Origin of the sequence: Acinetobacter sp. (genome assembly GCF_049284435.1) — a bacterium.
GTDB lineage: Bacteria > Pseudomonadota > Gammaproteobacteria > Pseudomonadales > Moraxellaceae > Acinetobacter.
The window spans coordinates 1-11,490 of the sequence record NZ_JBAPXX010000115.1 but is presented as its reverse complement, the minus strand read 5'-3'; the positions used below and the strand labels follow the sequence as shown (position 1 = coordinate 11,490).

The 11,490-nt window shown below is 41.5% G+C and carries 12 protein-coding genes; 7 read left to right on the top strand and 5 right to left on the bottom strand.

Going from position 1 to position 11,490, the window contains the following annotated elements; all coding sequences use genetic code 11:
- Nucleotides 1-226: 226 nt before the first annotated feature.
- Both WAK81_RS10095 and yddG read left to right on the top strand, forming a co-directional pair.
- Entirely contained in the window at nt 227-1,165 is a 939-nt protein-coding gene (locus tag WAK81_RS10095) for a DMT family transporter (protein WP_422196701.1), read from the top strand.
- Nucleotides 1,162-2,049: an aromatic amino acid DMT transporter YddG gene (gene yddG, locus WAK81_RS10090; protein WP_422196700.1), complete on the top strand. Its 888-nt coding sequence runs from the start codon at nt 1,162-1,164 to the stop codon at nt 2,047-2,049. Before WAK81_RS10095 ends, yddG begins: the two co-directional genes overlap by 4 nt.
- A gap of 27 nt (nt 2,050-2,076) precedes the next feature.
- Here yddG and WAK81_RS10085 read toward each other — a convergent pair whose 3' ends face one another.
- Nucleotides 2,077-3,324 carry a YihY family inner membrane protein gene (locus tag WAK81_RS10085; RefSeq protein WP_422196703.1) on the bottom strand — a complete coding sequence of 416 codons (1,248 nt, stop codon included), beginning with the start codon at nt 3,322-3,324 and terminating at the stop codon, nt 2,077-2,079.
- Between the two features lie 113 nt (nt 3,325-3,437).
- Between WAK81_RS10085 and wrbA the strand changes: the two genes are divergently transcribed.
- On the top strand, nt 3,438-4,034 hold the full coding sequence (gene wrbA, locus WAK81_RS10080; protein ID WP_422196702.1) for an NAD(P)H:quinone oxidoreductase: 597 nt from the start codon (nt 3,438-3,440) through the stop codon (nt 4,032-4,034).
- Between the two features lie 46 nt (nt 4,035-4,080).
- Here the strand turns inward: wrbA and WAK81_RS10075 are convergent, their stop codons facing one another.
- Complete coding sequence (locus WAK81_RS10075; RefSeq protein ID WP_422196699.1) at nt 4,081-4,476, bottom strand: hypothetical protein; 396 nt, start codon at nt 4,474-4,476, stop codon at nt 4,081-4,083.
- Nucleotides 4,477-5,333: 857 nt separating this feature from the next.
- On the opposite strand from WAK81_RS10075, the gene WAK81_RS10070 reads away from it, so the two are divergent.
- The 3 genes from WAK81_RS10070 (at nt 5,334) to WAK81_RS10060 (ending at nt 7,669) form a co-directional block, all read left to right on the top strand.
- A complete protein-coding gene (locus WAK81_RS10070; protein WP_071850845.1) occupies nt 5,334-5,711 on the top strand; it encodes a hypothetical protein in 378 nt (125 codons plus the stop codon).
- Complete coding sequence (locus WAK81_RS10065) at nt 5,705-6,910, top strand: CsgG/HfaB family protein (protein ID WP_422196698.1); 1,206 nt, start codon at nt 5,705-5,707, stop codon at nt 6,908-6,910. The genes WAK81_RS10070 and WAK81_RS10065 overlap by 7 nt, the downstream gene beginning before the upstream one ends.
- An 84-nt stretch (nt 6,911-6,994) precedes the next feature.
- Nucleotides 6,995-7,669, top strand: coding sequence for a hypothetical protein (locus WAK81_RS10060; protein ID WP_422196697.1), 675 nt, complete (start codon nt 6,995-6,997; stop codon nt 7,667-7,669).
- 312 nt (nt 7,670-7,981) lie between these two features.
- Here WAK81_RS10060 and WAK81_RS10055 read toward each other — a convergent pair whose 3' ends face one another.
- The 3 genes from WAK81_RS10055 to WAK81_RS10045 all read right to left on the bottom strand — a co-directional run bounded on the left by WAK81_RS10055 (nt 7,982) and on the right by WAK81_RS10045 (nt 10,205).
- Nucleotides 7,982-8,557 carry a xanthine phosphoribosyltransferase gene (locus WAK81_RS10055; protein ID WP_004732222.1) on the bottom strand — a complete coding sequence of 192 codons (576 nt, stop codon included), beginning with the start codon at nt 8,555-8,557 and terminating at the stop codon, nt 7,982-7,984.
- A gap of 88 nt (nt 8,558-8,645) precedes the next feature.
- The gene (locus WAK81_RS10050) at nt 8,646-9,359 is read right to left on the bottom strand and encodes a DUF3108 domain-containing protein (protein ID WP_422196696.1); all 714 of its coding nucleotides are present in this window, start codon (nt 9,357-9,359) and stop codon (nt 8,646-8,648) included.
- A 159-nt stretch (nt 9,360-9,518) separates the two neighbouring features.
- Nucleotides 9,519-10,205, bottom strand: coding sequence for a hypothetical protein (locus tag WAK81_RS10045; protein ID WP_422196695.1), 687 nt, complete (start codon nt 10,203-10,205; stop codon nt 9,519-9,521).
- Nucleotides 10,206-10,470: 265 nt separating this feature from the next.
- On the opposite strand from WAK81_RS10045, the gene WAK81_RS10040 reads away from it, so the two are divergent.
- Nucleotides 10,471-11,328: an energy transducer TonB gene (locus tag WAK81_RS10040; protein WP_017397977.1), complete on the top strand. Its 858-nt coding sequence runs from the start codon at nt 10,471-10,473 to the stop codon at nt 11,326-11,328.
- Nucleotides 11,329-11,490 lie beyond the last annotated feature (162 nt).

Below are 11,490 nucleotides of genomic sequence, written 5' to 3'. Positions count from 1 at the left end.
ATTTAACGCAAAGCTCGGAAATTGTGTAGATACCTATGGCTGAGCCATAGAGGTGCCTTAATCAGATCATGGGTCGGAAGTTGCTTGAGCGAAGCTGAATCTGCTTGGATTTTTTTATGCATCACTGAAATTGCCTGAATAACACCATCATTTGTCTGTTTTGAAGTATATCTTTTATTTCTGACACTTTTATAGTGTACTTTCTAAATGAGCAACAGGACCGTATGTGAGCCAGCGTCAGGCGTTAGATGCTAAAGCATCTGCCATCATGTTTGTATTGTGTATGTTGTGGGGTTTACAACAGGTGGTATTGAAATGGGCCGCCAGTGATATTTCATCCCTGATGCAAATTGCCTTGCGTTCAGCCTTGTCTGCGCTGATGGTTTATCCCTTGATTCAGCAAAGCGTGCGCCGTCAACTCTGGAATGCACGCTATTTACCTGCAGGATTGCTGGTCGGTGTGTTGTTTGCAACCGAGTTTTATCTGATTGGTGAGGCACTGCGTTATACCTCAGCCTCACATACCATTGTTTTACTCTATACCGCACCGATTTTTGTGGCTTTGGGTTTGCATTGGAAATTGCCGGCAGAGCGTTTGTCTGCTGTGCAATGGGGCGGAATATTTCTCGCCTTTAGCGGAATTGTAGTCAGCTTTCTGTTACGTCCACAAACGGGATCAGATCTACAGACTGATGCCTTGTGGGGAGATTTTCTGGCTTTGCTTGGCGGCGTATTCTGGGCAGCCACTACAGTCAGTGTACGTCTGAGCCGGCTGGCTGAAGCACCTGCAACCCAGACTTTATTCTATCAATTATTGATGGGTGGAATCCTGTTATTGCCTCTGGCTGTTCTGACTGGGCAAGCAGCTATTCAATGGACGGTGTTGTCTATTTCCAGTCTGGTTTTCCATACTGTGGTGATTTCCTTTGCCAGTTATCTGATCTGGTTCTGGATGCTGAAACATTATCTGGCATCGCGGCTTGGGGTGTTTTCCTTTTTGACCCCTGTATTCGGCATGCTGTTCGGCGTACTGATTCTGGATGAACATATCGAAATCAATTTTATTATCGGCACCTGTATGGTCATGCTGGACGTGATTCTAGTGAGTTTGCAGGGATGGCTGAAAAAACCGAATATCAATAAAAGTATTCAAGAGCAAGCATGAAAATCTGGTCTGTAAATTTAGCGACCTGGATTGGTCTGTCTTCTATTCTAACCTGGGCCAGTCTGGTCGCCGTAGTGAAACTGATTACTGAATCCACCAGTGCAGTGCAGGGGATTGCTTTAATTTATAGTTTTAGCAGTCTGGCGATTCTGGTATTTACCGGTTTCCCAAAAATCACGCAAATGTCCAAGCGTTATCTGCTCGGTTGTGGGGCTTTATTTGTGGCTTATGAGATTCTATTTCTGGTTGCTGTGGCATGGTCGGATAATCGTGAACAGGTAATGCTCATCGCTATGATTAATTATCTATGGCCACCCTTGATGATTGTCTTTTCGATTTTTGCCCGGCAATTACAGGCACACCTCTGGGTGATTCCCGGCTTTCTGCTCGCCGTGATGGGACTGATGCTGGTGGTCAATCCGGAAATTATCAATCTGCCGAAGTTTATACAGGTTTTAGCTGAAAATCCTTGGGCCTATGGCTTTGCTTTTCTCGGCGCTTTGTTATGGCCTTGCTATTGCGTTCTGACCAGAACCTATGGCCGCGGACAAAATGGCGTACCGATTTTCTTTTTGGTCGCTGTAATCAGCTTATGGCTCTTACATTTAGGATTAAATGAACCTTTTATCATACCCTCATTCAAGCTATGGCTGGGAATTGCAGTGGTGGGCAGTCTGATTGGTATCGCCTATAGTAACTGGAATCAGAGCATGCAGTTCGGCAATATCAAGGTGCTGATTTTAGCCACTTACTTTATGCCGATTCTTTCTTCAATCATGTCCATGCTGATTCTGGATGTCAGGCCCGAACTCAGTTTCTGGATCGGGACAGCCTTGGTAAGCGTGGGTGCGATTGTTTGCTGGAAATCCACCTATAATATTTAAAAAATCCTCTCAAGCGAGAGGATTTTTTTATTTATGTCGGAACAGTTCGGACAGGGGGAAACTGAGTTTTTCTTCCAGATATTGATCAGTTTCCTGTAATTTAGGCGAAAACTTTTGCATCCAGATATCATCAGTCTGGGCATTGGTGAGATGGTTTTTGCGTGGCAGTGGATAGGGCAATTGCAGATAAAAATTCCAGAAGCTAACTTGATCCAGATCACGAACCAGCACATATTCATTCTCATCGGTGCGTTTGATCAGATTCTGCTTTTCAAACATGGCGACATAGCTCGGCCAGCGGCCAATTTCATCTCGGCCTAAGACTTCTAGTGCTTGAGCTTCACTGATGCTTTCACCAGTTTTTTGCTTTTTATAAAAGAGTTCTAACAGATCAAGAAGCATGACGATCGGATGGCGTTTATTGTCCTGCCCAGATTCAAACGCCGTCAGGGCATAACTGATCTCTACCCCTATTAACACAATAATCCACGACAGATAAATCCAGAGCAGGAAAATTGGCACTGCGGCGAAGGCGCCATAGACGATTTCATAACTGGTGAAGTTTGACATGATATAGCCAAACAGGTTTTTCAGTAGCTCAAACACCACGGCACTAAACAGACCGGCAATAAAGGCAGATTTAAGCGGTACACTGCGATTCGGGATGGTCCAGTTCAAAATGAAAAATCCGAGTACTGTCAAAGAAAATGAAATCGCCCAGAGGACAAAGGCGCCATCCAGCTCATAACCGGCAAAGTTATTGCTGAGAATGCTCATGGATGCCAAGGTCGAGGAAATCACAAATGCACTGCCAAGTAAAATCGGCCCCAGCGAAATAATGGTCCAGTAACGCATAAAGCCCATAATTCCGCCCCGCGTTTCAGTCACGCGCCAAATGCGGTTAAACACCGTTTCGATACTGCTGAGCATCAATACCGTAGTGACAAATAAAAACAGAATACCAATGATGGTGAGATTGCTGGATTTGTCGGTAAAGGCATTCAGAGCTTTATCAAAGGCAATGGTAGTTTTGGGTAAAAAGTTACTGTAAATTAGCTGTTGCAATTGCTGCCGCGCAGGTTCTAGCGCTTTAATTGAAGAAATAATTACCAGAAAAACCGTCAGCATCGGTACTACGGCAAACAGGGTCGTGTAGGTCAGGGAACCTGCCTGTTCGCGACAGCGGTCTGCTTCAAAGCGTCGAAGTACAAATAAAACAAATTGAAACCAGTGTTTTTCATAGAAAGGTAATTTTTTTAAATACTTAACAATCATCTGCATCCAATCTCAATTTTTTTAATCATCATGAATTTTCATCATCAGCTTAACCAAAAAACTTGCAAAGTATCGTATAGTTTTATTTTTTTAAGTAATGAATAAGAACCATGATGCAACCTTATGTCCTTGTTTTATATTACAGCAAATATGGCTCAACCCAAGAAATGGCGCATCTGATTGCCAATGGAATTGAAGCGGCAGGCGTGGCAGTAAAAATCAGGACAGTTCCAAATATATCCAGCATGGTAAAAGTCGCTGAACCCAGTATTCCGGCAGAAGGGGATATCTACTGTACTCTGGACGATCTGGCGCAATGTGCCGGCTTGGCGCTTGGTTCACCGACCCGTTTTGGCAATATGGCCTCTGAAATGAAATATTTTTGGGATCAGACCACGAGTCTGTGGCTGAATGGAGCGCTACACGGTAAACCGGCTTGCGTGTTTACGGCATCAGGTTCCATGCATGGCGGACAGGAAAGTACCTTACTGACCATGCTGCCGCCGTTGTTTCATCATGGCATGATGATCATGGGGCTTAGTAACGCAACACCGGCACTATCAAATACCAAAACTGGTGGTACACCTTATGGTGTTAGTCATGTCAGCGGACCACGGCATGATCAGGGCTTGAGTCAGGATGAAAAAATTCTGTGTGAAGTACAAGGAAAGCGTCTAGGTGAAGTGGTACTGAAACTCAATCGAGTCTGAAAACACTCACAGGAAATGAAGGATGAACTTCATTTCCTGAATTTTATTAGGCTTCTTTTTGATCTTTTTGATCTTTTTGATCTTTTTGATCTTTTTGATCTTTTTGACTAAATCTGTATTTGCATTTCAGACATTGATAATCCTGGAACAGATTACGGTTGACAGAAACCCCTGCTTTTTTCCCCAGAAAATTACCGACCACACCGCCGGTAATTCCAACACTGATTGCACCCACAAAAGTACCTACAGTTCCGCCGACAATTACACCTAAAGGTCCGGCTACTGTACCAATCGCAGCGCCAATCGATGCACCAGAAGCAGCGCCACCTACAGTCCCCGCAGTTGCACCCGCTGAACTCATGAGAATGCCGCCAATTTTCTTTAAATTCTGTTCATGATCGCGCTGTTCGATATCAGCTGAGCCACATTTAGGACATTGCATAGATTGTTCCATCAAGGATTGAGATGTGCTTGTTTTAGATTCATCGGGAATAGGATTTGTGCCCTGATCAGCACTTATTCATAACATATGACAACATAGTATTAAGTTCTGAATACTCAAATCAGGAGCATTGCATACTGACTTGATTCTAGTTGAGTTCACGCTAAAACATTGTATTTCAGCTGTAAGTATATGTCTTCTCAGTTGATTCAAGCAATTCTCAAACGGTCTTAAGAAAATGGCAAATCTCAAGATTATTAAAAATGTTCTTCTCTCATCACTCTAAATATTGTGCTCTTAGAAAGACCATTTCTGGAGTTGAGATGAAAAAGGAAGGGAAGTAGAAAAATATGCAAACAAGCTCTTATCGGGGCTATTTAAGTTTTTCAGCCAAAATACACCTGAATATTGGCGTTTCTTTATAAGTAACCTTCATTGTGATTGCTTAATTATATTTTAAATAAAGTGTGACATTTATCATTATTAAATAGAAGTTCTAATAAAATAAAAATTTACGGTTTTTAAAATATAAAAAGCATAATAATTCTAATCTTTATTAGATAGATTTTTGATTATTGCCAATATAAAAAATATATTATCTTAATCAAGTTTTTTATATGAATTTTATATTCAAAAAACTTTTATATAATAATTTATTACAAATCACAAATAATAAACAAATATTAATTAATTAATTAAAAACAATAATTTATATTTTCAACTAAAACAAAAAAATATGTGAATAGAGATAAATTTTACATTTTATAATTTTATGTGATTTAATATTTTTCAGATAAATTTAATCTTACTTAAATGAAAAATTAAATAAATATCTTAAATCAGAGGATATTAAGATTATGAGAATATTAGTTATCAATCTGGGTTTATTATGTTTATGTTTTCTGAGTAACGCTTATGCCACCTCTGATGAGTGGACTCAGCGTTGGAAATCATCCAGTGCCCGTTCCAATGAGAATCTAGTTCAAGCCAATCTGATCGAACTTAAGGAGTCCGACTATTATTCTGGATTAGGTAAAACCACCGTTCATAGCACCTCGACCACTTCCATCGGCACGGTAAATACACCGACTAACAATATCAATGTAGAAGGTACAGACAACAATATTGATATTACGAGTGAATTGTTGAATGAAGCACCAGTCAATTCAAATACCAACCAAAATCCTCAGCGCTGTCTTAATTTGAGTAACAGACCAGGAGAGTCACAATGCTGAATTTCTCCTTGACCAGAAGACATATATCTTTCGTGAGTGTCACCGTCTTTTTCAGTTCTTTTTTAACAGGCTGCACAGGCTTGGCACCTTCAAACAAGAAGCCAGTTAGCCTGGTACAAGGCCCCCCAATTACCGATATTTTTACCCCTTTTGATATGGCTTTATCCTGCCTAAAAGGACAATTACGTAGTGATGTGAGCTTCTCCGTAGGGGCAATTCTGGATCAAACCGGTAAGGATGTAGTTACCAATGGTGGTAGTGGAAAAATGGTGACCCAAGGTGCGGGAGATATGGTGCAATCTGCCTTGTTTCAGGCGGGGGTAAGCTTAATGAACCGGCGTGATCCCCGGATTATTGAAAGCGAAGCCAAGTGGGGCATTCGTGATCCAAGACAAATCCAGGCCTCTGATTATTATGTGACAGGCAGTATTAACAGTCTGGATTTTATTCCGGGTGGTGGTTTTGACATGCAGATCGCGGGTGTCGGCCCGAATTATAGTCAAACCCGGATTATGGTCGGTCTGGATTTATCTTTGACTGATACTCGCAGCAGTAAAGTCGTGGGCAATGTTTCATTGCAGAAGCAAATTGCTGCACAAGATTATGGCTTGAGTGCAGGCAGATTCGCTGGTCGTACACTCTTGAACATTCAGATTGGAAAAGGAGAACGCGAGGCAACTAACTTTGCCTTGCGCCAAATGTTGAATCTGGCCACTTTTGAATTGCTGAGTCAGGTTGTCCCACCCGCCGTATTTGAAAGTTGCCGTGCGGAAATACCGCCTGAATTTGGCCGTTTAAATTTAACCCGCAGTTCTGTGGCGCTGCATAAATACAAGAAAAACCAGCAACAAAATAGTACAGCTTCAAGCAGTGCTGTTCAGGAGTCAGTCTCACGCCAAGCAGACTCATCCAATGAAAAAAATAAGTCAACCAACTCCCCGAGTAAAGATACAAAACCGCCTAAACAGAAAGAGTCCGAGGTGATTCAAAACCCTGAAGCAGAGCCTGAAATGAGTAAACAGGACTTGATTAAATATATCAGCCAAAAGCAGCGTCCACCTTCTTCAAATGAAAAGAATGAAGAAAAAGATACTCAAGAAAAGGCTGAGAAAGAAAAAGAAGATGAAAAAACCACAACGCTATGGGAGGTCAATCCTGATGTGGTCGAAAATTACTGGTCTAGCACGCAGCGTGATTAAAAGTATTTAAAAATGGGCTCGCTCCCATTATAAGAAGGAGTACTTAGCGAGAGGTACTTCAAAACAAAAGTAGGAAGAACAACGATGAAAAACACGATCAAAACAATCGCTTTATCCGTCGCCTTTCTGTCTAGCGCAGGTATGGCATATGCTCAAGATGGTGAAACACCTACGGAGGTGACCGTAGATACAGGTTTGGTAGCTACTTTGGAATCTATTTCCCAGCAGGTTGAAAATGGTTCCGCACTCAATCTTGCAGTGAATACTGCTGATGTTGATGCAAGCGTCGATTTAGAAGCAATTGCAGGAGCAGTAAGAGAAGTACCAGATGCGATTAGTTCAATTGAAGGGACTATTGAAACTACTGCCATTGGCGCCGCGAATACAGGTAGTATCAGTATCGAACAGGGTAGCTACAATAAGGTGGTATCAGACATATCAGATGAAACGTATGACTACGACTCCAGTCAAGTAACGAGTACAGTTAATAATTCTGAAACTCTAGAGGAACTATCAGAGTCTTCGGATAGTTCAGATATCTCAGAGATTATGAGTTCAACACTAAGTACTGACTATAGTGAGGAAATCAATGAAACTTTAAGCAATTATAGTGTAGCGAACATTGCTTATAATGCGGGTGCTATTGATGCATCTGTAAGTGCTATTTCAGAAGGAACTCAAACTGCTATTAACAACAGCATCACAACTACCGCTATCGGTGCTGTGAATAGCGGTAGTATCACTGTGACTGTTAAATAAACTTTTTTTTTGAAGGAAACACAGGTCTAACTATTGGCAGATAGTTAGACCTCTTTATTTTATAATAACATCCATATAAATTGTTGTTTATTCATCGGATAAAAAAAGTACTTATTATTTGACACTCTCTATTCTAGAAATTGAATAGCTTGGCGCTTAAAAGTAAGCCATTTATCTAGGATCAAATCTGGAAGAATAAATAAGAAATTAGGCTAAGCAATAGTCGAGCTTTAAATATTTTCAATTTATATCATCAGAAAAACGCAATAAAAAAAGAGCGCATCAGCGCTCTTTTAAAATTCATTGGCGAGCTTAGTCGCGAACAAATTCAACTGTGCCATTTGTCAAAGACTTGACGCGTGCCAGTGATTCCACACGGTAGCCTTTTTCAAGCAGCAGGTCACGACCTGGCTGGAATGATTTTTCAATCACAATGCCAATACCGACTACTTCTGCATTTGCCTGGTGAATCAGGTCTGCAAGACCTAAAGCGGCTTGACCATTGGCTAGGAAATCATCGATCACTAAAACCTTATCGGTTGAACTGATGTGTTTATTTGAAATCGCGATCGTGCTTTCAGTCTGTTTGGTAAATGAAAAGACTTTAGAGCGATATAAATCATCTTTCAGGGTGAGAGACTGGTATTTACGTGCAAAGATCACAGGTACGCCAAGCTCTAGACCTGCCATTACTGCAGGTGCGATACCTGATGCTTCAATCGTAATAATTTTGGTAATACCAGCATCCTTAAACAGACGCGCAAATTCTTGACCAATCAGTTGCATCATGACTGGATCAATCTGATGGTTTAAGAAAGAATCTACTTTCAAAACTTCTTCAGAGAGAACGATGCCTTCGGCCAAGATTTTCTGTTCTAGTGCATGCACGGGAGAATCCTCAAGAGCAGGTGCTTTTTCAAGCAAAAGCGTATTGTAAAAAGCACCCGGAAAAAATCAAGTGAAATTCGCCAAAAACTTAGTTGCTTGCACCTTTATAGTCAGTTAACAGCAAACCATAGGAGGTTTTCTTGTCGACATGCGAAACTTTGACTGGAAGATAGTCAAGTTTTGGCGCCAACCAGAAGATGGTCTCACGGCCTGGCTTGCTATGCTTCATCACAACCTTGATGGTATTAAAGGATCCGTATTTGGTACTTATACTCTCTGAACCCTGTTTGACAAACTTACGGCCTTCGACTTCTTTGGCATCAGCGATAAAGTAATTTGCTTTCAGGCCGGAATTTTTTAAATCTTCACGGATCTGCAATTCCGCATTCAACTCATCCAGAACATCTGCTCTCCAGGCAAAAGAACGTTTTTCATCGTCTTTCTTGGTACTGATGCTTTTGCTGGAAGGATTGAAATTAATACTCATGGTGTTGTTATGCACCAGCACTTTACTGCTGCGACTGAAACTGCTTGAGCCGATCTTGCCATTATTAAAAGTAAAGCGGCTGGTTTCGGTTGCAGAGGCAATACCCCCGGCTTTTGCAGCAAAGACATAAGTCCAGTTATTGCCAGATTTACTTAAAGTCCGCGTTGCAGAACCCATGTTCTTGCCATTATAGCTAAATTGATAACTGGCCTGGAAAGGAGTCATGGCAAAAGCCTGGCTAGAAATACCAGTGAACAGTATCGCGCTGCTCAGACCCGTGGTCATCACTAAAGTTTTGAATACAGTCTTCGCCATCAGTTATTTTCCTATATTGATTCAACGGGCAAAACATATCACTTATTGCACCCTTTATTATTTGGGCAAAATATGGAAATTGAAGGGATATTTCTGCCAAAAATGTATATTTCATGTAGTTTTATGGAAATTTTTTTCAAAAACTACGTTCGGCATGATTTAACAAGGATCTTTCTGTTTGATGGGGGTGACCCGGTTGTCATCCATCTCGTCTTCATCCCAGTTATCTTCCTGATCTTGGGAAAGTTTTCTAAACAGGGCTGCAAGATTGACGTTGCCAATTACCATCAGTTCGGCTTCCCGCAGCACTGCATGATTTACATGAACTTTACCCAAAGTATCAATGACCGATCGGCTTTTGCCTAACCAGCGATTTAAATCCAGATAGAGCAAGTCATCAATGACTTTAATCACACCCAGTTTTTCCAGGATCATCCCTAAAGGATCTTTATTCAAGACACGTTGATAGAAGAACAGGCCGAAACGCACGCCAAGTTTATACAGCATATTCGGATATTTGGCTTCAATCAGTTGGGTATCACTAATTTGCTCGAAAACGATCAACTGGGTGGTTTTATTCAGTTCCATCTGTACCAGTTTTAAATCTACCGACAAAGTGACATTCAGACCTTTATAATCCAGTGTTGCGTAGAGACGCAGCCAGTCTTCATGCAAATCTGCATGTAAGTCTTTCAATGCATCGACATTGTCTGTGACAAAGCGCTGAAAGGTTGCATTCAGGAAAACTTGCGATAAGAGAAATTCACGCTCATCTTCAATAAATCCTTCCGCCCTCTGATACACTTGGCGGATTCGGTTGGAAATATTGGCAATTAGCGTTTGCATACTGAAGCGTCCTGGCAACTTTATTTTTGACTTGGGGTGTATCTTGTCGAATTGTATGAAAAATACAAGCGTTCATGCTTGAAGTTTAGCAAAATAAATAGCACCATTTTTATAGTTTTAGTTATGTAACGTTGAAGATTTGATGGATTTGGCATTTTAAAAAGATAAATGACGAATCCGTTTATTTTTAAGCTTTCAAATACTTTTTTTTGGGGAACTGAACTCAGTATTGAGTTTTGGCGAATGTGAAAAAACGATGATACTCATGCCTCTGGTCAGAACTTGGTGGAAAGATCCAGTGTTTAGCAGTGCGGTGCTTGCCGCAGGCATTCTGCATTTGATCGTGCTGACCCTGGAATTTGGGATGCCACAAGATCGGGATACTAGTACCAAAGAAATCGCAGTCAGTTTGCGACAGACTGATGAAAAAATTGAGCATGCCGATTTTCTGGCTCAAACGGACCAGCAGGGTTCCGGCCAGTTTAGAGAGGCGCATCGCATGTCGAGTGATATGCCATCGCCGTTAATGGAGCAACATGCAGGCGAAGAACTGCAAGAAAGTCTGGATATGCTGCAACAGCAACAGGAACTCAGTTTTGAAGAAAAAGTCCTGATGACCACCTTAAGCTGGCAAAAGCAGGCGGAAGAAAATCAGCGTAAAAAAATGCAGGAGCAATTACAGAGCCAGTTTCAGGCCAAAGCGGCCATGGTCGCCAGTCTGGAAGCGCAATATTTACAGCGTCAGCAAAATTTCAGTCGTCAGCAAAAAATTAAGACTGTAGATGGTATTCAGTCCAAGCAGGATGTTTCGGCCGCATATCTGGAAAAGTTCCGTGAAAAAGTGGAATTTTATGGGAACCGCTACTATCCGGAAGCAGCCAAGCAGCAGAATCTGGCAGGTGAAGTGCGTTTGATGGTGATCCTGAATCAGAATGGCGGGATTCGTGCCATTCGGCTGATTGACAGTTCAGGACATGCCATGCTGGATGAAGCGGCTAAATCTTCCGTACGTAAGGCAGCACCATTTGGTGCTTTCGACAGTAAAATGAAAGAAATTTCCGAACTACGGGTGATTCGTACCTGGCGATTCGATCCGGCTGAAGCAGAGTTTGAGGTTCGTTAGAACATTTATTCATTTGTAAACCCTCCCTCTAACTCCCTCCCAAAAGGAGGGAGGACTATCATTGAGTTATAGATATTAAAGCTCCCTCTCTTATGGGCATAGGTATCTACACAATTTCCGAGCTTTGCGTTAAATTGAAGAGCATGCTCTTCAATTTAACAT

Coding starts and splice junctions, on each gene's coding strand:
- yddG (WP_422196700.1), top strand. CDS start 1,162: ATGAAAATCTGGTCTGTAAATTTAGCGACCTGGATTGGTCTGTCTTCT.
- WAK81_RS10085 (WP_422196703.1), bottom strand. CDS start 3,324: ATGATTGTTAAGTATTTAAAAAAATTACCTTTCTATGAAAAACACTGG.
- wrbA (WP_422196702.1), top strand. CDS start 3,438: ATGCAACCTTATGTCCTTGTTTTATATTACAGCAAATATGGCTCAACC.
- WAK81_RS10075 (WP_422196699.1), bottom strand. CDS start 4,476: ATGCAATGTCCTAAATGTGGCTCAGCTGATATCGAACAGCGCGATCAT.
- WAK81_RS10070 (WP_071850845.1), top strand. CDS start 5,334: ATGAGAATATTAGTTATCAATCTGGGTTTATTATGTTTATGTTTTCTG.
- WAK81_RS10065 (WP_422196698.1), top strand. CDS start 5,705: ATGCTGAATTTCTCCTTGACCAGAAGACATATATCTTTCGTGAGTGTC.
- WAK81_RS10060 (WP_422196697.1), top strand. CDS start 6,995: ATGAAAAACACGATCAAAACAATCGCTTTATCCGTCGCCTTTCTGTCT.
- WAK81_RS10050 (WP_422196696.1), bottom strand. CDS start 9,359: ATGGCGAAGACTGTATTCAAAACTTTAGTGATGACCACGGGTCTGAGC.
- WAK81_RS10045 (WP_422196695.1), bottom strand. CDS start 10,205: ATGCAAACGCTAATTGCCAATATTTCCAACCGAATCCGCCAAGTGTAT.
- WAK81_RS10040 (WP_017397977.1), top strand. CDS start 10,471: ATGCCTCTGGTCAGAACTTGGTGGAAAGATCCAGTGTTTAGCAGTGCG.